The sequence below is a fragment of the Pseudoalteromonas sp. 3D05 genome (assembly GCF_002723455.1).
Classification (GTDB): domain Bacteria; phylum Pseudomonadota; class Gammaproteobacteria; order Enterobacterales; family Alteromonadaceae; genus Pseudoalteromonas.
The window spans coordinates 461,933-488,277 of the sequence record NZ_PDUS01000001.1 but is presented as its reverse complement, the minus strand read 5'-3'; the positions used below and the strand labels follow the sequence as shown (position 1 = coordinate 488,277).

The window sequence follows — 26,345 nt, the reverse complement described above, 5'->3', positions numbered from 1 at the left end:
TAATGGAAAAAGTATCCAGTTTGTCAAACAGTCAACCCAGTGGATGGCTTATAAAAATTTATAAAAAACTGGTGTTTGGTGCATTTAATAGCATCGAAACTGGTCGTATATCTTTAATCGATGGCAACGAAGTTAATCATTTTGGTGATGATAATGAAAAAAAACTAGCGGTTAAAGTGATTGTTAATGATCAGGCAATGTATAAGTCATTTGCGCTTTCAGGCAGTGTTGGTGCTGGTGAGTCTTATATTTTGGGTCATTGGGAATGTGATGACCTAACAAAGCTGATTGAGATTTTTGCTATAAATCAATCACAATTAGATGCCTTCGAGAAAAAATTCGCCTTCTTTAGCAACATCTTTTTTAGATTTAATCACATTCGGAATAAAAATTCTGAAGATGGTTCTAAGAAAAACATTGTTGCTCATTACGATTTAGGTAATGATCTGTATTCTTCTTTTCTAAGCACTGAAATGCTTTATTCAAGTGCAGTTTACCCTTCACAAAGTGCTTCTCTCGAACAAGCACAAAGCCACAAACTTGATTTGATTTGCCAGCAAGTGGATTTACAGCAAGGTGATAAGGTAATTGAAATAGGCACGGGGTGGGGCGCTTTTGCAATACACGCAGCTTCTCATTATGGTTGTCATGTTACTACGACAACTATTTCGGATGAGCAACACGCTTACGTGGCGCAGAAAATAAATGAGCTTGGATTAAAAGATAAAATAACCCTACTAAAGCAAGATTACCGATTACTAGAGGGTAAATTTGATAAATTGGTTTCGATTGAAATGATTGAAGCTGTAGGTCATGAATACTTACCCAGCTTTTTCAAAAAATGTAATGACTTGCTTAAAGATTCGGGTGCTATGTTGATTCAAGCAATCACCATTGCAGATCAACGTTACAAGCACTATTTAAAAAATTCTGATTTTATTCAGCAATATATTTTTCCCGGTGGTTGCCTACCTTGCATTGATGAAATGAACAAACAAATTAAGCATCAGTCAGATATGGTTGTGCACAGTGTCAAAGACATTGGTGTGCATTATGCTAGAACTCTCGCTGACTGGCGCACGCGTTTTATTGCAAGCTGGCCTGAAATTGATAAAGCAAAGTTCGATCAGCGCTTTTATAGATTGTGGTTATTTTATCTTGCTTATTGTGAAGGGGCATTTAGAACGCGAGTAACAAGTACTGTGCATCTTGTTGCTAGAAAGCCACGTTTTACCCATTCAGGTGATGGCATTGCGCTCGATTATTAATTTTGTTTTATTTCAAGGGGTCTGGTTTTTGGCCTTACTCCTCGAAAACAAAGCATTATTACCAACTTTCGGAATAGTTATTTTGATGCTTTTTCTTTCCCAACAGAAGAAGCAGGATATGTTTTTACTGGTTATCGGGCTTTGTATTGCCTTGGTTTTTGAGTTTGTAATGGTTAAATTTGAGTTGCTAGGTTTTAAAACCTATCCATTTCCGCTTTGGTTTGTGTTGCTGTGGAGTGCTCTTATTTTAACGATTAATACATCGATGCAATTTCTAACACGGCTACCTTGGTATGTAAGTCTTTTTGTATGTGCCTTGTTTGCACCAGCAAGTTATTGGGCAGGCGCTAGATTTGATGTGATTACAGTTGCACAGCCAATTTGGTTTTTCTGGTTGGCGTATGGCCTGTCATGGGGTGTAATGTTCAATTGTATTTTAGTAACAAACAAGCTCATAAAATCAAAGATAAATAGCACGGCTATTCCCCCTGACGCTGAGAAATATTCATCCATTGTCAAATAAGGATTTGTTATGCGCGTTTTACTTATTTTTTTGTCTTTATTCTCACTTGGAGCATTTGCAAACTCTGCTGCTAGTACTGACTTTAAGTTAGTAGGAGAAGGCCGTTTTGAGTATTACTTTTGGGATGTTTATGACGCTAAACTGTTATCACCCACAGGGAGTTATGAGTTTGGGCAACACCCCTCGCAACTATCTTTGACTTATTTACGCGATTTTGCTGCGAATGATATTGTTAAAGCAACCAATGAGCAATGGGAACACCTAGGCAAAAAAAGTTTAATAAATAAATACGATGATGCTTTACTAGTGTTATGGCCTGATATTAAAGAGGGCGAAACACTTACTTTTAGAACAGACGATGTAGGAAATGGCACGTTTTATCACAACGATAAGAAGCTAGGTGGAATTGAAGATGCTACTTTTGCAGATGACTTTATGGCTATTTGGTTATCACCTAATACATCAGAGCCTGCTATGCGCAACCAATTAATAGGGAAGTCCAAATGAAACTACTGAATACTGCAATCTTACTTATTTTGTGTTTGTTTTTAGCCAGTTGTGCCGCTCCTGATGTTGAGCATTACAAAGGTAGTTCGCCAGAGTTTATTTTTAAACAGTTTTTTAATGGCAAACTTAAAGCGTACGGTGTAGTACAAGACTTCAAAGGAGAGTTAACCCGCAAACTTGTTGTTGATATGGAGGCTAGCTGGGAGGGCAATGTTGGTGTCATCGAGGAAGACTTTATTTACGATGATGGTGAAACTCAGCGACGTGTGTGGACTATTACACTAAATGACGACAATACTTTAACTGGAACAGCCAGTGATGTATTGGGTATTGCTAAAGGCGCGAGTAGTGGCAGTGTATTTCATTGGACTTATTCGTTAGAGCTTTTAGTCGATGGTAGCCAGATTGAGGTTAATTTTGATGATTGGATGTATCAGGTAACTGATTCTCGGTTGATAAATCGTACTTCAATTGATAAGTTTGGCATTGAGGTTGGTGAAGTAACCCTTGTTATAGAAAAAGTTGAATAATTTTAAATTTAAATATGGTTATATTTAGGCATTATTTTGCTTTGAATTGTTGTTTATTGTCGCTTTTTGACGACAATAGTTATAAATTTTGCACATTTTTTAATAATTTACGCAAAAATGGCAATTTGCTGTTGCCATCAGTTTAAAAATGCATAAAGATAGGTTTTGCGAAGGCAAAATAATAACGAATAGGAATTTAACAAATGAATAAAGCTCAATTAGTTGAAAAAATCGCTACTGATGCAGAAATCTCTAAAGCAGCAGCTACACGTGCACTTGATGCATTCACTGGTGCAGTGACAACTTCATTAAAAGAAGGTAATTCAGTCGCACTAGTTGGTTTTGGTACTTTCTCTGTAAAAGAGCGTGCTGCACGTACAGGCCGTAACCCACAAACAGGTGCGGAGATTCAAATTTCAGCTGCCACTATCCCAAGCTTCAAAGCAGGCAAAGGTCTTAAAGACCAAGTTAACCCTTAATAGAGTTATCTGAACAAATAAAAAAGGGCTGTTAAGCCCTTTTTTAGTGTCTGTTAAGCTTTAAGCGCTTTGTCTCCCCTGCCAATACCAACGGCTCCAGAACGAACAACTTCTATTACATCAGTTTCATGTCGTAATGTATCTAGAAAAGACTCTATTTTGTCTGTGCTACTTACCAGTTGCAAAGTATAGCTGTTTCTACCCATGTCTAAAATAGCACCTTGAAATACATCCACGACACGAGTTACAGCAGCACGTTTAGTTTCATCTTGAGCAAAAACTTTAACTAACAACAATTCACGCTCAATATGCGCCATTTCTGTAAGATCAATGATTTTTAGAACATCAACTAGTTTATTAACTTGTTTTGTAATTTGTTCGACTATTCTGTCATCACCAAGTGTTGTAATTGTAATGCGTGACAGTGAGTGATCATCGGTTGTGCCTACTGTCAAACTATCTATGTTATAAGCACGTTGCGAGAATAAGCCTACTATACGTGATAGTGACCCAGGCTCATTTTCTAATAAAATTGATAAGATACGACGCATTATGCTTTTACTCCTTTACGCAACCACATTTCATCTACTGCACCAAGCTTTATTTGCATTGGGTATACATGCTCTTTTTCATCAACACAGATATCAAGGAATACTAGCCTGTCATTAATAGACATTGCTTTTTCAATAGCCGGCTGTAATTGATCCAAAGTGTCTACGCGAATACCCACATGGCCATAACTTTCAGCTAATTTAACAAAATCAGGGAGTGAATCCATATATGAGGATGAATGTCGGCCGCTGTACATCATATCTTGCCATTGTCTTACCATGCCTAAAGAACGGTTATTTAATGAAACAACTTTAACAGCAAGATTGTATTGTAAGCAGGTTGAGAGCTCTTGAATATTCATCTGAATCGAGCCATCACCGGTGACACAAATAGACTCTTTGTCAGGGAATGCTAACTTGACCCCCATAGCAGCAGGAAGACCAAACCCCATGGTGCCTAGGCCGCCAGAGTTAATCCATTGGCGCGGATTTTTAAAAGGGTAGTATTGAGCAGCAAACATTTGGTGCTGACCCACATCTGAACTGATATATGCATCGCCGTTAGTCGCTTTATATATTGCTTCAATTACCGCTTGAGGTTTTATTTTTTCACCTTCAGTACTGTAGCTTAAGCATTTTTGCTCTCGCCAACTTATAATTTGTCGCCACCAATCTTCTTGCGCGCTACGGTCAATATTGATTGAGCTCTTATCAATTGCCGTTTGCAGTTGTTCAAGGACTGTGGCTAAACATCCTACAACAGGGATATGTGCTTTTATTGTTTTAGAGATAGAAGTGGGATCAACATCAACATGGACAATTGTTGCATTGGGACAAAACTTCTTAACATTATTTGTTACTCGGTCATCAAAACGTGCGCCTAATGCCAAAATAACATCAGCATTAGCCATCGCTTTATTTGCTTCCAAACTGCCATGCATGCCTAGCATACCAATAAAGTTAGGGTGAACGCCTGAGATACCACCTAAGCCCATTAAAGTGTTTGTTATCGGTGCATTTAGTGACTCTACCAGGTGTGTTAGTTGCTCAGATGTATTAGAAATAACAATACCGCCACCTGAATAAATAACTAACTTCTTAGCCTCAAGAATCGCATTTACGGCTTTGCGTATTTGTTTAGAGTGACCTTTTGTGTTCGGGTTATATGTGCGTAACTCTGTTGATTCAGGGAACTTAAAATCATATTTAACAGAAGGGTTAAGCATATCTTTTGGCAGTTCAACAACCACGGGGCCTGGTCGTCCAGTGCTGGCAATATAAAATGCTTTTGCCAATATAGCTGGTATTTCCTCTGCACTTCGACAGTTAAAACTGTGTTTTACGATAGGGCGTGAACAACCGACAATATCGGTTTCTTGGAATGCATCATCACCGATTAAACTGGTAGGTACTTGACCTGACAAAACCACCATAGGGATTGAGTCCATGTAAGCTGTTGCTATGCCGGTAATACAGTTTGTAGCGCCAGGTCCGGAGGTTGCCAGTACGACACCTACTTCTCCTGTTGCACGGGCATATCCGTCAGCCATGTGTGTTGCTGCCTGTTCATGACGCACTAAAATATGTTCAACATCATCTTGTTGAAATAGCGCATCATATAAATCTAAAACGGATCCGCCTGGGTAGCCAAAAATATATTTAACCTTTAACTCTTTTAATGCCCGAACAACTAGCTCAGAACCATTATATTGCTGTGTACTCATCCTCATTCCTCTATGTACCTAGGGTCTGTTGACCTTTGCAAATTTAACCTTGAAAGGTCAACAGACCCTAGTATTTTTTTGGTCTTTTATTTACCAAGTCGTATTTCAATGCATAAAAAAACCCCCGTTATTAGCGGGGGTTTTTAAAAAGCGTTTTCACTTTTCAATACATCCCCGCTGGACTTAAGACTAAGACCAGTACGAGTACATTTCCAAAGCGAATTTGATGTTTCATTTTAATTTCTTTTTATAAAATAATTGGGTAATAAACCTATACGAATAACGTATATATGATTTTTTGTTCTAATAGGTTATTTTTAAGGCTTTTGTAGTTCAATGTCAACCTAAGAACGTGTTTAATTTGCATTGAAATTTCTTTATTGAGCTTTTTATGGTTGTTTTTTAAATTAAAAGTAAGGAATAGTATTTTTATATGCAGTCTTTATGCATTTCTATATCTTTGCCAACGTTTCATTAATGTGAACATGGTTTTACTTTGCTATTATTACATCATAATCTGCAGTAGGAATTTTTATGAAACGTTTATATGTGATAGTAATTGCCGTTATCTCATTGTTTGTAGGGCATGTAAGTGCTAAACCACAACATTCTAGCCCAACCGATATAGGGGTAGTTAATAAAGAACGAATTCTTTATTGGTTAAACAAGCGAGGTGAGCTGAATGAGTTGCATAATAAGGAAGCTGCAATTGCAAGCTTTATAGGCACCCCAACGCAATATTATCCAAGTAGGCTGCAAAAGAACATTCCTCCCTCGCTAAAAAAAACACAGCATCTTAATAAATCATTTGCTTCTTCACTAACACCAAATGACATCTCAACTACTGTAAAGGTATTGGTTATTTTGGTCGATTTCCCTGATTTACCCTACGACGAAAATGGCTTAGAGGAATCAGATACAGCGATGTTTTACCCTTTGTATGATAAACAGCATTACCAACACATGTTATTTTCAACGCAAGGTTATGATGGACCGGATGGTCAAACTCTCAATAGCGCTTATCAGTATTATCAACAAGCCTCAGGTAATACGCTTTCATTCACTGGTGAAGTATTTGGTTGGGTACGTGCGGACAAAAATGCCAAAGCTTACGGCGAAAGGGTCGGGGATGATAAAGACATCGATGCACCAAGTTTAGTTAAAGAAGCCGTCGAAAAAGCAGTTGATAAGTTTAATATTGATTTATCGCAATACGATTTAACAGATTTAGATGATATAGATGGTGACGGCATTACAAATGAACCCAATGGTATCATTGACCACGTAATGATTTTTCATGCAAGCGTAGGTGAAGAAGCTGGAGGCGGAGTGTTAGGGTCAGATGCGATATGGTCACATCGTTTCTATGTTTATAATGATCAGTTTCAGCCGAGTAACTTGCCAAACAGTCCTATCGATCTGTTTGGGTATACAATTAATCCACTCGACGCTGGTATTGGTGTTGTTGTGCATGAGTTTGGTCATGATTTAGGTTTACCAGATGAGTATGACTTAAATAATTCAGATATTGGAGAACCGGTTGCATCGTGGTCAGTCATGTCTGGGGGCAGTTGGGCGGGAAACCCTAGGGGGTCTGAGCCCGTAATGTTTAGTCCCTATGCATTGGAGTATCTGCAAAACCGTTACGGTGGTAATTGGTTAAATCAACTTACGTTTGATCTAAGCGAAGTGAATGCACAAACAAATCAGGTGTTACATCACACAAGTGCGACCACAGACGACTTGAATCAAATTAAAGTTAAACTCCCTGCGAAATTAAAATCATTTTTTTCAGCTGTTGAGGGTAAGTTTCAATACTACTCAGGCAATGGAAATAACTTAATTAATACAATGAGGAAGTCAATTGCTATCCCTGCTACGAGTGAACAAACGTTACTTGAATTAACCACTTTTTATGGTATTGAAGATGATTATGACTATGCTCAGGTAATTGTAAATGGCGAAGCGATTTCATCACAATACACAAAGACTAATAACCCATATTATTTTAATTTAGGGCCCTACATAACGGGTGATTCTTTATCAAATAGCGATGCAAAGCTTCCTAACAATTATTTAATACATCAATTTGACTTGTCTGCTTACGCTGGCGAAACGGTAACATTAGAGCTTCGATATGTAACTGATAGCTATGTTAATTATTTTGGTATTGTGTTTGATGACTTAAAATTAATACAGCAGGGGGAAGTGGTTTGGGAAGATAATGCTGAACTAAAGACTAACTTTGAGTTAGCTGGCTTCTCACGTGTCGGTGCTTATATTTACGATACAGCCAAACATTATTATTTACAGTTAAGAAACTACGAAGGGATAGATAGCGGCTTGCAAAAAGAGCAATACTCACCGGGTTTGTTACTGTGGTTATCTAGCACCGATTATGAAAACAACAATACTTCAGAACACCCAGGTGAAGGCTTTATTTTAGTGGTAGATGCTGATCAAAATATGATCGCAAGAGGTACAACGCAAAGCCCTGCTAATACAGAAATTCAATTAAGGGATGCAGCGTTTAGCCTATATGAGCAACGCCAAGGCTTAGGTGATAACAATCTTGCCGCTATCAGTGAATTTAATGATGCTACTGATTATAGTTTTTCAGTGCAGCCACAGTCTGGCGTTAAATTGACACCATTTGGCTTTGGCTTCTCTATTGCTGATCAGGCTGTAGATAATTCAACGATTGAAGTTGATTTAAGCTACTTAGAAAATCTGGGGATAACCTACACGGCAAATGATTTGGCTGTCACATTCGAGGTTAGTGGCTTACAGCTGTCACCAACAGATAGTTTTGAGTGGCAATTTGGTAATGGCGTTAAAAGTGAGGAGTTAAACCCTACCGCAATCTACACGGAATATGGACGTTATTTAGTTACCTTTAGCCGACTCACGGAATCAGGTGAAAAAACGGTTGAGAGCCAAGAAATCCTGCTAACACAGCCTTTAGGTTTCAACGATTTCGAGGCTTCAGTAAATGAAAGTAATTTAACTGGTTTTGTCACTGCGTCGGGTGGTTTAGCACCTTATACCTATCAATGGGATTTTGGCGATGGTAACACCGCATTATCTGATACTGTTACACACAACTATCGTTTTAGCGGCAGTTATGCGATTACAGTAACGGTTACAGACAGTTTAAATCAAACGACAAGTTCTACAAAGAATGTGTCGGCAGTTGTGCCTTTATCTGTCTCAGTCGATTTCACGGCTACTAACTTAGTTGCAGCGTTTAGTGCTCAAGCGACAGGTGGTTTTGGTGACTACACCTACAGCTGGGAATTTGGAGACGGCTCAACAAGCGTTAGTGAATCACCAAGTTATACCTATGACAGTGCGGGAAGTTATCAAGTAATACTCACCGTAACAGACTCTAAAACAAACCAATCAGTAAACAAAACGGTGACTGTTTCAGTAAAAGAAAAGGAAGCCAGCTCAGGAGGTGGTTCGCTTGGTTGGGCTTTAATATTTGTTTTAGTATTCGTTAGTAGACGCACTTGGTAAAGTTTTAGTCATAAAAAAGGCCAGTTATTAAACTGGCCTTTCAAATTTTAAATCTATGTTTAAATTATAAATGGTCAATTACTGATTGTGTAAAGTCAGTTGTTCCGTGGCTACCACCTAAGTCACGCGTTGTACGATCCCCAGATTTAATTACCTCAGCAACAGCGCTACGAATACGCTCTGCTGTATCAGCCATTTCTAAATGCTCTAACATTTGAATTGACGCTAAAATCACAGACGTTGGATTGGCAAGGTTTTTACCCGCAATGTCAGGCGCGCTGCCGTGAACAGCTTCAAAGATTGCAGCATCTTCACCAATGTTAGCACCTGGTGCCATACCTAACCCACCAACAAGGCCCGCACATAAATCTGATAAAATGTCGCCGAATAAATTAGTTGTAACGATAACATCAAATTCTTCAGGGCTCATTACTAGTTTCATACACGTTGCATCAACAATCATTTCTGTTGATTCAATTTCAGGATAACGTTCAGCAACTTCGCGTGCTACTTTTAAGAATAAACCTGACGTAGACTTTAAGATATTGGCTTTATGTACAGCCGTTACTTTTTTACGGCCTTCACGCACAGCAAGGTCATAAGCAAAGGTTAAGATCTTTTCAGCGCCTTCACGTGTGATCATTGACATTGCTTGTGCTTCAGTACCATCTTCTGAAACGACTTGACCAAGGCCAGAGTACATCCCTTGTGTGTTTTCACGAACTGTAATGATGTCGATGTCTTCGTAGCGTGCTTTTGTACCAACAAATGATTTTACTGGACGAACGTTTGCGTATAAACCAAATTGCTTACGTAAAGTAACGTTAATTGATGTAAAGCCTTCACCCACAGGTGTGGTTAATGGCCCTTTGAGAGTAATTTTATTACGCGCAATGGTATCGATAGTGTCCTGAGGTAATAATTCACCTGTTTTTTCTAACGCGGCTAGACCTGCATCAACGAATTCGTAATCAAAATCGCATCCTGCGGCTTGTAATATCTCAAGAGCTGAATCAATGATACTTGGGCCAATGCCGTCGCCTTTGATTACTGTGATGGTTTGTTTAGCCATGAATTTTTCCTATTAAGCGGTGACGTAAATACATCGCATGTGTTTTTGCGACTGCTTGTTAGATATTTACGTTAATGAGTTTGAAAATTTAAGCGGCTTTTATAGCAATTTATTCAAGAGATTTCCACTAAAACCCGCTAAATTAGGCAATATGTCTAATAAAGTGCGTCTATTATACGCTAGATGACAAATGTAATGGTGGCAATTGTGCATAAAAATTCGTAATGCTCTCCCAGCCAAGATCTTTTAAAATACTATCTAGCGTTTGTTTTTGCCAGCTGCTGTTAGGCATGTGGGGCTGATAAACGTTTAATGTAATGACTTTAAGCGCGACCCATAGTTTTGCTTTTGCTGAAAGGTGCTGTTTGGTCTGTTGCTCGGCATCAAGTAGCGCTTGTGTCCATGGGTTATCATCCAGTAGTTGTAACAAAAACACGCTTAACTCTTCTACATTATGATTATTTACGCCAAATAGCCAAGAAATTGGTAGGCTAATATTCGTTTTTGGGTCTTTTTCACACAAGGTTTTGCGACTCAATTTATTACTAGAGTGGGTTAGTAGATAATTTATATACGCATATAAAGGAAGTGATACTTGTTCAAACTGTATTTCAGTTTGTTTACTTAATAATAAAGACAATAAGCGCGTTATGGCTGTTAAGCGCACTTTTATGTGTTCTTTTAATGGATGACGTTGTATATCAACGAGCTGCTCAAAAAGCACTCGTTGAATAATTGCAGGCGCGTTATCAATTCCCACCATGGTTAAGCAATGGCGTAAATCCTTTGCGGCCAAATGTTCTTTATTATAGGGTTTGACAGCCTCTTTTAAAATATCAATTGTCTTGGTGTGGCCGTTTAATAACTTTTCTAAATTACGATACGAGTATTCTTTTTGTATTTTCAGATTACCAATCAGCTGAAGAATATTATCTTGCTCATTAATCGGATCACTATCCACTGCAGGTATGTGTTCATTAAACCAAATACTAAATAAAAGTCGTTTATCTTTTGTTGGACGTTGTTTTGCATTGCAATCTAATTTTGCAGCAACACCATGCCATCTTGCTCTTTTAGTATCGTTTAAATCAATTAGAATATGTTTATTATGTGTTTTGCTGCATACATACGTGAGTGACTGTTCTGCTATATTAACATGACTACCAGGTAGGTAAGGGCCAATATTTTCTACTAACTTTTTAAGTGCATTTTGTGCGAAACTATTTGGCGTTCTAATATATATATCAGCAATCGCTTTATATAGATTAACGTGGTCATTAGCCGCCCTGTAAGTAATATTCATAGCAATAATATTGGCCAACGCTACGAGAGTAGTAGCACCATCGTAAATCATTATTTTTGGCGCACTCAGCAATGCTTGTTTGTATTTGTTTAATGGAGCTAAAATTCGGGCTATATCGGTAGAGGGCAGGTTAGCTGACTGCAATAATTTTACAGCAAGTTGATGACGTGCCTGCCACTGTTTTTTTTCTTCGTTATTTAAAGGCTGTTGAGCGGCAAGTTTGTTAGTTTGAGTTTGAACGCATAGGTAGTTTGTTAAGCAAACGGCTATGAGTTGTTGGCTAACTTGTGAATTGTAATTTAAGCTTTTGCAAAGTGCCGCTACAATAACACACTGATTAACAACTAAGTTTGTAGTGTAGCCAAAATCAGAAACATAGAGGCATAGTTGAGCCTGTAATGCATTTGGATGGGTTTCATATAAATTATAAAACTGTTCAGCCTGCTTAGATAAAAGTGGGTATATTGAGGGCCATTGGCTTTTATTATAATACAAACGTAACATTTCATGGGTTTGTTTAAATAAGTTGGCTAAATGCTGGGGTGTTGGTTGCATAGTACTCGTTTAACTTTTCTGCATAAAGGCGTCATGAGCACTTGGGCCCCATAAAACTAATTCACCATTATTAAATAGAAGTCCGGTGCATTCATCCATGGTTGTTATACCATCTGATTTTATATGTTGAGTACGATAAAACACAATTTGCCATACATCATCGCCACTGCGCTTTGCGAAAGTAAGATCTGGGCTACCTAAATAGTCTAAAACAGTATTCAAAGTTGTTGGCTTTTTGATGCTTAATTTTGTGATGTAACGTTTATTAAATGCTTCTCTGTCTTGCCATATCATGGCTTGTGGGTCATCTTTGTAAAAGGTAATCACTAACGCAGCTATAAGTGCGTAAACACCCAGCCCTAATATGATATATCGAATAACCTTTTTAAACATTTTGCACTCTTAAAGATGATTAAAATAATGCGTTGCTTTAAAGCAATACTTGAATAGATACTACGCAATAATTACTAAAGTATACGCGTAGGTAAAACCCAGAACCAGTTTAACCATTTAACAAAGTCTTAATTGTTTTAAGCTAAACCCTAGATGTATATCAGTTCGTAAACTCACAAGTTGCTTTGATATAATATAGTCTTGCATTCCTGCATCCAACTTATTTCTTAGCGCTTGTGAAATAGTTTCATCGGAAATTGCATCGGCAATATTTTGATGCTTCCTGATTACCTCTTGTGCAGTTTTGAGGCCAATGCCTTTAATACCGGGAATGTCGTTGGTCTTATCACCAGCAAGTGCCCAAAAATCGATTAACCTATTCTGTTCAACGGCAAAGCGCTCTAATATGGCATTTCTTTCAATATATTCTTTCTTAAAATAATCGTAAATGTGAATATTTTCACTCAACGCCGGTAAAAAGCCTTTATCAGTAGATACAATAGTACTTGAAACACCATGTAATGCAGCTTTATGAGCTAGAGTTGCAATAATATCGTCAGCTTCATCGTTATCGGGTGCAAATACAACAACCCCAATTTGCTCAATTGCACTTATGAACTGTGTTAAGTTCTCTTTAAGCAAGGTCGGCATTGGGGCACGACTATTTTTATATTGTGGGTAAAAGTGATAACGCCAACTTTTATTGCCATCAAAAACAGCGATGGCATGGGTGGCATTCGTTACACGGAGCAACTTTTTACACGCATGTGCCACGCGTTGGCAACAAGTGGTAATCATTTGCTGTTCACTGTATTTATTTTGATTACTATCAACAGCATAGATGCGCCTTATTAAATTAAGCGCATCTATTAAAAGTAATTGTCCTGACACGGTTTTCTCTTCTAAGCCTTTATTTCGTAACACGGGACATACTTTGAACCAGGAAGTTTCATTCTACCTTGTTCAACAAATGCTTTAAGTAACTTATCCATGTTTTTCATGAGCGCAGGCTCACCACTAAGAATAAATCGACCATGTTGTTTAATTGCTTGAATACCTTCATCTTTAACGTTTCCAGCCACAATTCCAGAGAATGCACGACGAAGATTAGCCGCCAGCAATTGTTTAGGTTGATCAAGGTGTAAATCAAGTCCTGACATGTTTTCGTGGGTAGGAGCAAACGGTTGCTGAAAGTCATTATCAATTTTTAGTGTCCAATTAAAATAATAAGCATCACCTACACTTTTTCTATAATCACGTACTTGAGACATAGATGATTTTAACTTAATTGCTACTTGCGCAGGGTTATCAACAATGACTTCAAACTTTTCTAGTGCTTCACTTCCTAATGTTAACTCAATAAACTTACATAACTCTTTGAAATAGTCTGCACTTTCTTTAGGGCCAGTCAGAATAACAGGTAATGATTGTTTCTGATTATCTGGGTGCAATAAAATACCTAATAAGTACAGCAGTTCTTCAGCAGTCCCAGCACCACCAGGAAAAATAATTATGGCGTGAGCTGTGCGGATAAACGCCTCAAGACGTTTTTCAATGTCTGGCAGTATTACCAATTCATTTACAATGGGGTTAGGTGGCTCAGCAGCAATGATACTTGGTTCGGTTAAACCTAAATAACGGTTATCGGTATTACGCTGTTTGGCATGACCAATGGTGGCTCCTTTCATAGGTCCTTTCATAGCGCCTGGGCCACAACCTGTACAAATATTTAAACCGCGTAAGCCTAATTCATAGCCAACTTGTTTCGTATACTTATACTCGATTTCATTAATAGAGTGACCACCCCAACAAACAATCATACTAGGATCAGAGTTAACTCTTAACGCACCAGCATTACGCAGCATGTCAAATACCATGTGGGTAATTTTTTTTTGTTCTGTTAAGTCTTTTTCGTATTTTTGACAAATAAATAGTATGTCGCGAATAACTGAAAAAATATGTTCATGGATCCCAGTGATTATCTGACCATCAACGAAGGCTGTTTGAGGTGGGTTTTCGAGCTCAATTTTAATACCACGTTCGCGGATTAACAGGCGAATATCAAAATCTTGGTATTTATCATATATCTCAGAGCTTGAGTCCGTATGGCTGCCGACATTTAATACAGCGAGTACACAATTTCTAAATAAAGTGTACCGCTCACTTGCAGAGGATTGCTCTAATAAATCAACTTCTAATTGCGACAGTAAATCTAACACGCCTGTAGGGTTTAACTGAATTAACATAGGCATTCTCCTTGCTGACTGTTATTACTTTTTATGTTAAGAATTGATACATAGCTTGTCTCGGCCAGATTTTTTGGCTTTATATAAAGCGTCATCAGCGCGATCAAATGCGATTAGCGGCGTATCTCCTTTTTTGAATTGAGTGGCTCCAACTGATACGGTGATCTGTACGCTCTTGTTCTTAAATTTGAACGGAATCGATTTAATTGCTTGTCGAAGTTTCTCAAGTGGTGCTGTTGCATGCTCCACAGACATCCCTGGCATAAGTAATACAAACTCTTCACCGCCGTAGCGCGCGATAAAATCCGATTTTCTAATCGACATTTGCAGTGCTTTAGCAATCACCTGCAGTGTTTTGTCACCAGCACTATGGCCATATTGGTCATTGATTGATTTAAAGTGGTCAACATCAATAACAACCAAAGTAAAATCAGATTCTTGCACAGAGAAAAGGTGAAATTCATGGTTAAACCTTTCATCAAATGCAGCACGGTTTGGTAATTTAGTTAGTCCATCAAGTAAACTTTTAAATCGTTGTTCATGCAATCGTTTTTTGTATTTAGAGAGTTTACTTTCTAAACTACCAACACGGGTATTTATATCATGGAAGTTTTTAATAAGGGCTTGTCGGTCTTCTTGCTCAAGGCGCTCTTTTGCAATTAAATCGTGACTTAGCGATTTTAGTTCATTATCTACAAGTGCTTTTAAAGATGAAATAGATGTCGCATCTTGAGTCTGTTTTGTTAAATTTACTATTTTGCTTTCAATGCGTTTATTAAGCGTCTCGAATTCAGTACTCATAGACTCTGAATGTTTGCTAGTCGCTACAATTGAATGATGGAGATCTTCAAGTGTCTGATTGAGCGATACTAAAAAACTTTGCGCAGATTGGCGTTCATCGCTAATGTTTGTGGCAACAATTCTAATTATTTCAATTGCTGAGGTCAGTAAATCTTCAACTGAATCTGTTTCTGATATTTTATTCTTAATGGCCTTAACATTGTCAGCGGCTTCATCTTCAAAAACAAGGTCATTGGCCAATGTTAAAAGCTCTTTAGCTAACCTAGGTTGAGTAATTGAATCCTCAGTATTTTTGACAGAAAGTTTAACGTTTAGGGCTTGGTTATATATAGATACCAGCTTATTTAGAATCGGTATAAAATCGTTAGTCGATTGAATTTCATTTAATTGGTGATCCAGCAAATGGCGTAACATGCGGCGGGTATCATCAGGTAAACCTTTGGTTTTTTGTAATAACTTACCAGCGGTTAAAACACTCGTGTGCAGCTCTCGTTGATGCGATAGTTGCTGTGCTTCTTGGTTTTTTAAAAGGCTCAGGATTTCAGCGATCAGTGGTGCTAAATTCTCAAAGTCGACACCTTTACTCAGGGCACTTCTAAATTTGGCTAAACGGTTATCCAATTCGATATCCATACCTTTGCAACTTAATGAAAGCTTAGCTGCAAAATTTGTCAAAGTATCTACTTGTTGCTTTCGAGCAGTTTCAAGTACCTTTCTGGTATCGATAGCTTGTTTAAGCTTTTTATTTAAAACTTCGAGCTGGCCTGACACTAATACTTACCGCCATAAAATTTAATCATTTATAAGCGTAAGTTTACAACAAATTTGGCACAAATGTAGGTGCTAAGTCAAAAACTTAGTATTTGATGTTGTTTTTTATTCATCGAACCTAAACTGTGGTCATCTTATCGCTTTTATTACACATCATTTCACTTCATTGATAGGCTCTTGCTTATTAAATTTTAAATTAGTAAGAGTTCCCATGAAAAAGTTATTAGCCATGTCGCTTGCGACTGCATTCTCGTGCTCAGCTTGGGCTGATGTGAATTATTCATTATCCATTTCAGAGCCTGAGCATCATTTAGGCAATGTTAGCGTTGAGTTTCCTGTTTCAGCTCAGGCCCATTTAGATATTAAATTGCCTGCATGGCGAACGGGCCGCTATGAAATTTTAAATTTAGCGAATGGTGTACGCTACTTCGACGCAAAAGATGAGAACGGACAAACTCTTAAATGGGAAAAAATAAATGCCAGTACGTGGCGTGTTCATTTAAATGATCCAACCAGTGTAAAAATTGATTACCAAGTCTATGCCAATGAGTTAGGTAAACGAGCTCGCCATATAGATGATAGCCATGCTTTTATCGATGCATCAGGTTTTTTTATGTTTAGTGAATCATTTCGACAGGAACCTGTTACCGTGAATCTAGACGTACCTAAAGCATGGCGATCTGTGTCGGGTATGGACAATGCTGGCTCAAAAAATAGCTTTAAAGCAGCTGATTACGATGTACTTGTTGATTCGCCGATTGAAACAGGGATTAATAAGCTTCATAAATTTGAGGTAGACGGACGAGATTACGAATTAGTTATTTGGGGCGAAGGTAACTACGATGTTGACTTGATGCTAACTGACCTTAAAAAGCTGGTTAAAACAGGAAATATTATTTGGGACAATTACCCATATGAACGTTATGTGTTTATGATCCACGCCACATCGGGTGCTGGTGGTGCAACTGAGCATTTAAACTCAACTATAATCCAACGTCCTCGAGATAGGTTTGGCTCGCGAGATGATTACCTTGCTTTTATTAGCACCGCTGCTCATGAGTTTATTCATACTTGGAATGTCAAAGCATATAGACCAGAGGGTTTGATGCCTTACGACTACACAAATATGAACTTTGATAAATTGCTATGGATTGCGGAAGGGTCAACAAGCTATTTCGAAGATCATTTACTCGTGCGATCAGGTATATCAACCACCGATGAATTTTTCAAAACCTTGAGTAAAACAGTTAATCGTCACTTGGCTACGCCAGGGCGCGAAGTACAAAGCGCGAGTGAAACTAGCTTTGATAAATGGATTAATCAGGGGGGCGATCATGCACGAAATTATGGCACGAATATTTACTTAGAAGGTGCATTAATTTCGATGGCGTTAGATATAGATTTGCTTGAAAAGAGCCAAGGAAAACAAAGTTATCGTGATGTACATCGCGCTCTATATAATAGCTACAAAATGCCTCATGGGTTTACTGCCACTGACGTAAAAACAATTTTGCAGGATTTAACCGGTCGTGATTATAGTGATTGGTGGGCTAGTAATGTAGATAGCCCAGCTGCTATTGATTTTGATAAGTTGTTAGCAAAAGTAGGTTTAAATCACACCCGTCCAGCGGGGGCAAAGCCGCAAGCGAGTATTGATAGTTTTGCCAAGAATACGGGCGAGCTATTAACGCTTACTCATGTTCGTCGTGGTGGGGCTGCTTGGCAAGCTGGTTTAACGACAAATGATAAAATTGTTGCTATTGAAAAAAAGCACGTAGGTAAAGATTTAAAAGCAAGCTTAGAAACGTTTAAAGCAGGCGATACAGTTTCGATTGATTTTATACGTCGAGATGCATTGCAAACGACGACAATAACGCTAAGTGAAGGCTTTGATAAAGCGAAAAAGATAACAGCAAATGCTGATGCAACAGAACAACAAATGGCGTTATTTAAAGCATGGATAGGTGTAGAACACCCCATAAGACTAAGTAACCAGAACTCTGGAGGCTAAGGGAATAGTTCGTTATTAATATCAATACTTTAGTACATCTCTTAACCCTAGTTCAGGTTAAATAATTAACTTGGTTTTTCAAATAGAAAGGAGCTCAGGCTCCTTTTTTGTTTGAAATGTTCTTGGTGTATTTCGTTTATAAACTCGCTGGTTGCTTTTTTATTATTAATATTGGCTATTAATTGTTGATACTTTCTTTTGAAAAAGGCTTTTTTCACCTGCTTTTCGCTTCTAACATGAATGTCACTCTCTTGTTCTGTAGATTGAATGACAGGAAAGGGCATAAGCGAATAACCACATACACCTGTTTCCCAAATATGCTGTAAATCACAATCAATAGGTCTGCCAAATTTTTCTGTTGCTGCCAGTAGCTGTTTCGCGCCATGATAACTTATTGCCGTAGCGCAGCACCCTGACATCAGCTTTTTGTGTACCACTAAAGAGTAGCCATCATCTAAAGTTTTTTGATAAGCAATGCGTCGCTTTCGCCCTTTATATGCGCAAAGTTTAATTAATTGCCACTGCATTTCTAAATTATTAATACGGTTAATTGCCGCGTGTATATCGCTTGTTAAGTTAAAGTCATCTTCAAAAATTAATGCATAATCAAGCTTTTGATCAACAATTGCTTGCCATGCTTTGCGGTGACTTAAATAACAACCGATTTGCCCTCTACTTAATGGGTAATGGTAGTTTTTTTTATTTAAGGTTTCACAGTAATGCTTATTAATCTGGGCTTGTGACAAGGTCGCACCATCAATTGCATCTATTTTGGTGAAGGAAAGTTCGTGCTTGTTAAACTGCATTACGCTGTTTGCCAAGCGTTGCGGTGAACGCTCAAGGTTAATTAAAAAAATAGGTGGCATAAAACACATTCAACATAAGATAAGATTTTGCAATATGTTAATGAGGGCATGTGACACATCTATGGCAAGTTTATGTCATATTATTTGCAATGAAGGTAAGTTCATTTCCTTTTGACGTTATATTATAACTATTAGTCGCAGAAAGATTGACCTGTTCAGTGATTGGCGCGTACCCTATTTCTGACATAATAAAAAAGGATTAAAAAAATGCGTTTAAAACCTCTTATTGCACTGTGTGCTTTGGCATTTACTGGCACATCGTTTGCTGATGAAGGTATGTGGCAACCACATCAACTCCCAGAGCTTGAATCTGTATTAAAAGCGAAAGGGCTTGAGATTGATGCAAAATCAATTTCTAAATTAACCGAATTTCCAATGAATGCAGTTATAAGCTTAGGTGGGTGTACTGCATCGTTCGTATCACCTAAAGGCTTAGTGGTAACTAATCATCACTGTGCTTATGGTTCTATTCAATACAACTCTACACCAGAGAACAATATTTTAGAAAATGGCTTTTTAGCTAAAAAAGCTTCTGATGACTTACCAGCAGCCCCAGGTTCGCGCGTCTATGTTACAGAAACTGTGACCAACGTGACTGATAAAGTCATTAAGGGTACTGAATCGCTTAGCGCAAAAGCTCGTTACGATGCACTTGAGAAAAACCAAAAGCAACTGGTAGCTGACTGTGAAGCAGATGATAATTACCGTTGTAATGTATATTCATTTCATGGTGGTTTAGAGTTTTACTTAATAAAATCATTAGAAATTAAAGACGTTCGTTTAGCCTATACTCCAGCAATGGGTGTAGGTAAATACGGTGGTGATATAGATAACTGGATGTGGCCGCGACATACTGGTGATTTTGCATTTTACCGCGCTTATGTTGGCAAAGACGGTAAACCGGCTGAATACAGTGAAGACAACGTGCCATTCGTGCCTGATTCATATCTGAGCGTCAGTGCAAAAGGCGTGCAAGAGGGTGATTTTGTCATGGTGACAGGCTACCCTGGGCGTACCAATCGCTATCGCATTGCTGCAGAAGTTGATTATGTATTTAATACCAGCTACCCAAAAGCCCGTATCCATAATACGAAGTATGTATCATTAATTGAAGAAAATGCTGAAGATGGTAGCAAAGCGCGCATTGCGTATGAAAGTACTATCGCAGGGTATAACAATTATATTAAAAACTACGGCTCAATGATCGAAAGCTTTAATAAAGGCACGATGTACGAGCGTAAAAAGCAGTTTGAACAAGCGTTAACAAACTGGATAAACAACGACCGAAGATTAAAAAGGCAATACGGCAGCGTATTGGCTGAACTTTCGGCATTAGTTGAACAGTCACAACAGCATAACGAACGTGATCGTATGCTGGGATATGTACATCGTTCACAAATGATCAGCACAGCTCGTCGTTTATATCGTTTAGCATATGAAAAGCAAAAACCGAATAGTGAGCGTGAGTCTGGTTATCAAGAACGTGACTTACCAAGACTAGAAGCAGGCTTAAAGCGTATGACTCGTCGCTTTGATGAAGGTGTTGATAAAGCAATCTTATTGCACTTTTTAGAGCTGTATGCTGCACTGCCGAAACAAGAACGGTTTGCTGAAGTTGATCAAGCATTTGAGTTGCAAAATGGCTTTGATAAAACAAAACATAAAGCACTACTCGATAGCATGTACGCGAAATCATCACTTAATGATGAAGACACTCGTTTAAAATTAGCTGAAAAGCCATTTGCGCAAATTAAGAAAAGTGATGACCCATTTATTCAGTATGCTGATGCCATCTTTAAGGTAATGAAAGCCCAAGAAGATAAAGACAAAGCACTTGCAGGTAAACTTCAAGCCGCACGTCCAAAGTTAATGGCAGCGATCATTGCATTTAATAAAGCGAAAAATAAACCTGTGTATGCTGATGCAAATAGTACGCTTCGCGTAACCTATGGCACAGTGGGTGGTTATTCTCCACAGGATGGGTTAGTTGCAACACCGTTTACGTCGCTTGAAGGATTACTTGCTAAAAATACCGATGTTGAACCGTTTAATGCTCCTCAAAATTTGCAAAAGCAAATTAAAGCTAAATTATATGGCGACTACACTGGCGGCATGAACACAGTACCTGTTAACTTTTTATCGAATGTTGATACTACCGGTGGTAACTCAGGATCGCCTACGCTAAATGGTAAAGCGGAACTTGTAGGTTTACTGTTTGATGGCGTATACGAGAGTATTATTGGTGACTGGGATTATAACCCTGCATTAAATCGCTCAATTCATGTTGATTCACGTTATATGTTGTGGGTAATGGATAAAGTTGATAACGCGCAAAACTTGCTAGACGAAATGAAGATCGTTAAGTAATAGCAAAAATATATTTTTATCCAAAAAGCGTTGATATTAATCAGCGCTTTTTTATTTATTTCAGTTTCTTATAAAAATCCTTCCTTATCCTATACAACTCATATTTTACATTTTTGTTCATTTATTAATAAAAATTGTTTTACTTTAGTTACTGGTATGTTAAAAAGTAACAGTTGCTTTTTTATTAATAGTTACAAAGTAACAAAAGGGTCGGCGGGCAAAAGCATTGTATAAGCCATGTAATGTCTGCTGTAAATTCAAGGGGTACGTTAGTTGTTGTTTTACTAGCTCACTGGTTTATGAAAATAAAGAGATTATAAAAATGTCAAAACTAGTCATCGATACAGGAAAAAATCAGACTAAACGAACAAGGTTAAGCCTTGCAGTTACTTATGCGTTAATGGGTTTAAGCCCGCTATTTGTTTCATCTTTTGCATTGGCTGAAAATGACAGCGCTGCCAATGCGGATGAAGACATAGAGGTCATCGAAGTAAGCGGTATACGCGGTAGCATTAATAGCGCGCAAAACCTTAAGCGATTTGCTGATACAGTGAAAGATGTTATTACCGCGTCTGATATTGGCGCACTGCCTGACAAATCGGTGACAGAAGCTTTACAACGTGTGCCTGGTGTAACAATTGAGCGATTCGCTTCTTCGGATGATCCTAAGCATTACGCAGATGAAGGAACAGGTGTTTTAGTTCGTGGCCTAGACAGGGTCCGCTCAGAAGTAAATGGCCGTGATGCATTTAGTGCCAATGCAAGTGGGGGTCTAAGTTATGAGGACTTTCCTGCCGAGTTACTTGGTGCGGTTGAAGTGGTAAAAAACCAAACTGCTGACTTGATTTCGGGTGGTATCTCAGGCACGGTTAATTTGTTGACAAGAAAGCCTTTTGATTCTGATAAGCAACTTATTTCTGTTAATGCAAAAGCAAACTATGCTGATTTTAGAGAAGAAGTAACGCCGTCTTTCTCAGCTTTATTTTCTGACATGTGGGAAACTAATTCAGGTAAGTTTGGATTTTTAATTGCCGCTTCACAATCTGAGTATAAAACCCGCGGGGATGGTGTTGGTTTAGGTAACTTTCATTCACGAGGTGATGCTTTTATCCCAACGCTCGATCAATGGGGCGGAATCACAGGGGTAGACCCTTCTTCACCCGTAGATGGCCCAGCGCTTCCTAATCAGCCTGCTGGGAGTATCTGGCATGTGCCTGTTGCCATCCATATGAGCACAGCAGATAACGACCGTAAACGCCAAGGCTTAACCTCATCTTTACAGTGGGCAAACGATGACGAGACCATCGTTGCAACGGTTGAGCACATTCGATCTAAAGCATCTTTAGAATGGAATGAACGTCAAATAGGCCAGGCTGCACAGGGCTTCAAAGGGTTCATGGGATCATCTCAAAATTGGCAAGATGATGCTGCTAATGGTTATCCGCTTACGACGAGTGATAATTTTGTCACGTCGGGTATTGCTTTAGGTGTAAGCCCTGAAACCCCATTCTTTTACCGAAGTCGTTGGAACTACAATGAAAATACGGTCAATGACACCTCATTTAAATTGACTTTAAAGCCTGTTGATAGGCTGACAATCGACTTTGATTATCAAATGATAGACTCAGATAAGCACGTACAAAACTACAGCATGTCAGGTCAAACCCGTGGTAACCATGTACATGTAGTTTCACCATATTTTTTAGATATGCGCGGTAGCAGACCAACCGTTGAGTTTTTGAGTGACAATATTATGACTGCGGGTTGGTCACCTAATGAAGACTGGAATGGGCCTGTACCTAATTTATTTTTAGGCAGTGGCATGGAGCAAGTGGAGCATAATACAGCTGAAGCAGATAGTTACAAAATTGATTTTAAATATGAATTAGATGGTAATGTAACTAGTATTAGTGCCGGTGCATATATGTCAGACAAAGATCTGACAGTTAGAGATACAGCTTACGAGGGCTGGTCTGCTATTGGTACACCTTGGGTGCAAGATGACCGTAATGCCGCAGCAGCAGTGAATCGTCCAGAACTATTTGAGCGTGTTGATTTTTCAGATTACTACAATGGTCAAGTGTTAGTTGGGAATGTAAATAACTTTCTATTCCCTAAGATGGACCTAGTAAAGAACTATGCAAACTCTCTTCGCCAAGGTTGTAAAGATGGGTGGCATAATGCAACTAACAGTGCAGCAAATAATGGTATGTGTACAGGTACCTATGTTCCTTATGAAGATAAACTTGACCGCGTAGAAGGCCCATTTGCTGCTCATAATATTAGTTCGAGTAATGAAAAGCGAACAGAGTTCTATGTGCGCACAGATTTCGATTTCGAGTTTAACGATATGCCCATTGTAGGTAACGTGGGTTTGCGTTACGTCAATTACAAGCTGCAATCGACAGGAGCAGTTGTGCAACCTGCAACGATTAAGCGAGGTGAAGAAGGGACTTCTTTAAACAATGTTATGCAGCAAGATGAATACAAACGTTACTATGATCTTGCTAATGGTGAATCCACTTTAAGTACAGTAGATGGCACTGACTACAGTACAATTCTGCCAAGTTTAAATCTTAGTTTTGGTGTATCAGAAGACGTTGTTGTGCGTTTTGGCGCATCAAAAGCATTGTTTTACCCTAACTTGATGGATGCTAGAAATATTAGCATTATCAATTTAGATTATAATCGAAGATTACAAACACCGGGCGCTGATTATGATGAAACAAACAACCCTGTTGTGGGGATTGACGATATTGAAGTAACGGCACTGTCGGGTAACCCTAATATAGAGCCGGAAGAGTCTATCAATACAGATCTAACCACTGAATGGTACTTTGCAGAAGCAGGCTATGTCACTGTTGGTTTGTTCCATAAGAAATTAGACAATATTATTCGTAATAAAGCATTTAATATGGCGCGAACTTTTAATGGTGAGCAATACGATATTTCAGCCTATGGCCCAGCCAATACGGGTTCAGGAACAATTCAAGGTGCTGAATTTTCATACTCACAATTTTATGACATGCTGCCAGGTGCTTGGAGCGGTTTAGGCTTACAATTTAACTTTACCTTGATCGATCAGGATGGACTGGAAGATCCAAATGAAGTCTCAGCGGGTACATTGGCGTTTGATGAAAACGGTAATCCAATTACTGATACTCGTAATACATTCCGTGTATTCAGTGGGCTGCCATTGCAAGGCTATTCTGATAAGAATATGAATTTAGTCGGGATGTATGAATACGACAAAATATCAATGCGTGTCGCTTACACATGGCGTTCAGAGTATTTACTTACCCTTCGTGAATCTGAAGAATATGTTCCAGCATATGCAGAGGCATCAGGCATGATGGATGCAAGCATTTACTACAGCATAAATGACCATTGGAAAGTGGGACTTGAAGCTAGTAACTTATTGGATACTGAAACCAAGACTCGATACCAAATGGATCAAGCGGGCACCAAAACTCAAGCTTTAAACTTTACAACAGACAGACGTTTTGCGTTAAGTGTTAGAGCAACTTTCTAATGGACTGTCCTTGTCAAGGCTGCTCGTTAGCTATTAGCAGTCCTGACAAGGTTTATTTCGTCAAATGGAATTGTGAGTAATATAAGGATAAAAATGTCTGAATTGAGCAAAGGTAGTGGCTGTATAAAGCAATTACAACAAACAGGTTGGGATATATTTAAAGAACAAGTTAGTTTACCTGTGGCTGTTATTAAACAAGATAAAATTAAAAAAAATGCAAAATGGATGGCAGACTTTACTGCTAAACATAACATGTTGCTTGCCCCTCATGGTAAAACAACCACGTCAACAGAGTTGTTTAAAATACAACTAGATGCAGGTGCATGGGGGATAACGTTAGCCACAGTTGCGCAAGTTATAAATGCATTTGAAGCCGGTATTACGCGTGTGATTATGGCAAATCAGTTGGTTGGTAAATTTCATTTTGAACAAATTGCAAAATGGTTAGAAAGTAGCAAAGTTGAGTTTTACTGTTTTGCAGACTCAATAGAAAACTTAACAGACATAGGTGAATTTTTTGCTGAGCGTAATTTGAGTGTTAATGTTTTATTAGAAGTGGGTATAAAAGGTGGGCGCTGTGGCTTGCGTTCAGCAAAAGATATATCAAGTTTAGTTGCTACCTGTGAGCAATATACCAGCCTAGAATTGATGGGAATTGCTTTTTATGAGGGCGTTATAGGTGGTGAAAACGCTGCACAGCAAGTGAAAGTTTTTGTTGATGAAGTAAGCACCCTGGCAAAAAGACTGCAAGTTGAAAATCGCTATAACACAGATAAACCTATTATCACGGGAGCAGGTTCAGCATGGTACGACATTGTAGCGAAAACACTTTATGACAATTTATGCTCGGACAATTTCAACATCATACTTAGACCCGGCTGCTATCTTATCCATGACACTGGCATTTATCAAAAAGCGCAGCAGGCAATAATGGCGAGGAGTCAGATAGCCTATGATATCCCTGGCGATCTAGAAAATAGTTTAAGTATCTGGGCGTATGTTTTGTCACTCCCTGAGCCTGGCCTTGCTATTATTGGTATGGGCAAACGTGATGTTGCTTTTGATGCAGGGCTTCCAACAGCGGAGCTTATTTACTCAGTGAAAACCAATCAATTACGTGCTGTAAACAGTGCATTTAAAGTTGAAAAGATAATGGATCAGCACTGCATGTTACGTTACTCAGACGATCAAGCACTTCGAGTGGGCGATATGATGAGTTTTTCCACGTCTCATCCTTGTTTAACCTTCGATAAATGGCGTCAAATAGGTATTGTTGAAGATGAGTGGGTTATCACTAAGACCATTTCAACACAATTCTAGAAAGGTT

General features: G+C 38.6%; 19 protein-coding genes. 10 read left to right on the top strand and 9 right to left on the bottom strand.

From position 1 onward, the window contains the following. The first annotated feature begins 2 nt into the window (after positions 1-2). The 5 genes from CSC79_RS02105 to CSC79_RS02085 all read left to right on the top strand — a co-directional run bounded on the left by CSC79_RS02105 (position 3) and on the right by CSC79_RS02085 (position 3,307). Positions 3-1,268 carry a cyclopropane-fatty-acyl-phospholipid synthase family protein gene (locus tag CSC79_RS02105; protein ID WP_099293458.1) on the top strand — a complete coding sequence of 422 codons (1,266 nt, stop codon included), beginning with the start codon at positions 3-5 and terminating at the stop codon, positions 1,266-1,268. Positions 1,269-1,296: 28 nt separating this feature from the next. Further along, positions 1,297-1,791: a DUF2878 domain-containing protein gene (locus tag CSC79_RS02100; RefSeq protein WP_343254851.1), complete on the top strand. Its 495-nt coding sequence runs from the start codon at positions 1,297-1,299 to the stop codon at positions 1,789-1,791. 9 nt (positions 1,792-1,800) lie between these two features. Beyond that, on the top strand, positions 1,801-2,298 hold the full coding sequence (locus CSC79_RS02095) for a chalcone isomerase family protein (RefSeq protein WP_099293454.1): 498 nt from the start codon (positions 1,801-1,803) through the stop codon (positions 2,296-2,298). Beyond that, positions 2,295-2,828 carry a DUF3833 domain-containing protein gene (locus CSC79_RS02090; protein WP_099293452.1) on the top strand — a complete coding sequence of 178 codons (534 nt, stop codon included), beginning with the start codon at positions 2,295-2,297 and terminating at the stop codon, positions 2,826-2,828. The genes CSC79_RS02095 and CSC79_RS02090 overlap by 4 nt, the downstream gene beginning before the upstream one ends. Positions 2,829-3,031: 203 nt before the next feature. Then, on the top strand, positions 3,032-3,307 hold the full coding sequence (locus CSC79_RS02085) for an HU family DNA-binding protein (protein WP_058559313.1): 276 nt from the start codon (positions 3,032-3,034) through the stop codon (positions 3,305-3,307). Positions 3,308-3,360: 53 nt separating this feature from the next. Here the strand turns inward: CSC79_RS02085 and ilvN are convergent, their stop codons facing one another. Beyond that, positions 3,361-3,858, bottom strand: a complete 498-nt coding sequence (gene ilvN / locus CSC79_RS02080) for an acetolactate synthase small subunit (RefSeq protein ID WP_099293450.1) — start codon at positions 3,856-3,858, stop codon at positions 3,361-3,363. Beyond that, complete coding sequence (locus CSC79_RS02075) at positions 3,858-5,582, bottom strand: acetolactate synthase 3 large subunit (protein ID WP_099293448.1); 1,725 nt, start codon at positions 5,580-5,582, stop codon at positions 3,858-3,860. The genes ilvN and CSC79_RS02075 overlap by 1 nt, the downstream gene beginning before the upstream one ends. A 534-nt stretch (positions 5,583-6,116) precedes the next feature. Between CSC79_RS02075 and CSC79_RS02070 the strand changes: the two genes are divergently transcribed. Next, the gene (locus CSC79_RS02070; RefSeq protein ID WP_099293446.1) at positions 6,117-9,101 is read left to right on the top strand and encodes an immune inhibitor A domain-containing protein; all 2,985 of its coding nucleotides are present in this window, start codon (positions 6,117-6,119) and stop codon (positions 9,099-9,101) included. 64 nt (positions 9,102-9,165) lie between these two features. Here the strand turns inward: CSC79_RS02070 and CSC79_RS02065 are convergent, their stop codons facing one another. The 6 genes from CSC79_RS02065 to CSC79_RS02040 all read right to left on the bottom strand — a co-directional run bounded on the left by CSC79_RS02065 (position 9,166) and on the right by CSC79_RS02040 (position 16,242). Beyond that, positions 9,166-10,173, bottom strand: coding sequence for an isocitrate dehydrogenase (locus CSC79_RS02065; RefSeq protein ID WP_099293444.1), 1,008 nt, complete (start codon positions 10,171-10,173; stop codon positions 9,166-9,168). Between the two features lie 172 nt (positions 10,174-10,345). Next, a complete protein-coding gene (locus CSC79_RS02060) occupies positions 10,346-12,031 on the bottom strand; it encodes a hypothetical protein (RefSeq protein ID WP_099293442.1) in 1,686 nt (561 codons plus the stop codon). A gap of 9 nt (positions 12,032-12,040) precedes the next feature. After that, positions 12,041-12,424, bottom strand: a complete 384-nt coding sequence (locus tag CSC79_RS02055; RefSeq protein ID WP_099293440.1) for a DUF3192 domain-containing protein — start codon at positions 12,422-12,424, stop codon at positions 12,041-12,043. 117 nt (positions 12,425-12,541) lie between these two features. Further along, entirely contained in the window at positions 12,542-13,315 is a 774-nt protein-coding gene (gene xni, locus CSC79_RS02050; protein ID WP_099293586.1) for a flap endonuclease Xni, read from the bottom strand. 11 nt (positions 13,316-13,326) lie between these two features. After that, positions 13,327-14,670 carry a nucleotide 5'-monophosphate nucleosidase PpnN gene (gene ppnN, locus CSC79_RS02045; protein WP_099293438.1) on the bottom strand — a complete coding sequence of 448 codons (1,344 nt, stop codon included), beginning with the start codon at positions 14,668-14,670 and terminating at the stop codon, positions 13,327-13,329. Between the two features lie 36 nt (positions 14,671-14,706). Further along, on the bottom strand, positions 14,707-16,242 hold the full coding sequence (locus CSC79_RS02040) for a diguanylate cyclase (protein WP_099293436.1): 1,536 nt from the start codon (positions 16,240-16,242) through the stop codon (positions 14,707-14,709). 211 nt (positions 16,243-16,453) lie between these two features. Here CSC79_RS02040 and CSC79_RS02035 point away from each other — a divergent pair, with 211 nt between their 5' ends. Beyond that, the gene (locus tag CSC79_RS02035) at positions 16,454-18,253 is read left to right on the top strand and encodes a PDZ domain-containing protein (RefSeq protein ID WP_099293434.1); all 1,800 of its coding nucleotides are present in this window, start codon (positions 16,454-16,456) and stop codon (positions 18,251-18,253) included. A gap of 65 nt (positions 18,254-18,318) precedes the next feature. Here CSC79_RS02035 and CSC79_RS02030 read toward each other — a convergent pair whose 3' ends face one another. After that, positions 18,319-19,119, bottom strand: a complete 801-nt coding sequence (locus CSC79_RS02030) for a glycosyltransferase family 25 protein (RefSeq protein WP_099293432.1) — start codon at positions 19,117-19,119, stop codon at positions 18,319-18,321. A gap of 207 nt (positions 19,120-19,326) precedes the next feature. Here CSC79_RS02030 and CSC79_RS02025 point away from each other — a divergent pair, with 207 nt between their 5' ends. The 3 genes from CSC79_RS02025 (at position 19,327) to CSC79_RS02015 (ending at position 26,338) form a co-directional block, all read left to right on the top strand. Continuing rightward, positions 19,327-21,486, top strand: a complete 2,160-nt coding sequence (locus CSC79_RS02025; RefSeq protein WP_099293430.1) for a S46 family peptidase — start codon at positions 19,327-19,329, stop codon at positions 21,484-21,486. Between the two features lie 322 nt (positions 21,487-21,808). Then, a complete protein-coding gene (locus tag CSC79_RS02020) occupies positions 21,809-25,018 on the top strand; it encodes a TonB-dependent receptor (RefSeq protein ID WP_099293428.1) in 3,210 nt (1,069 codons plus the stop codon). A 93-nt stretch (positions 25,019-25,111) separates the two neighbouring features. Next, positions 25,112-26,338, top strand: a complete 1,227-nt coding sequence (locus tag CSC79_RS02015; RefSeq protein WP_099293426.1) for an amino acid deaminase — start codon at positions 25,112-25,114, stop codon at positions 26,336-26,338. The last annotated feature ends 7 nt before the right edge of the window (positions 26,339-26,345 follow it).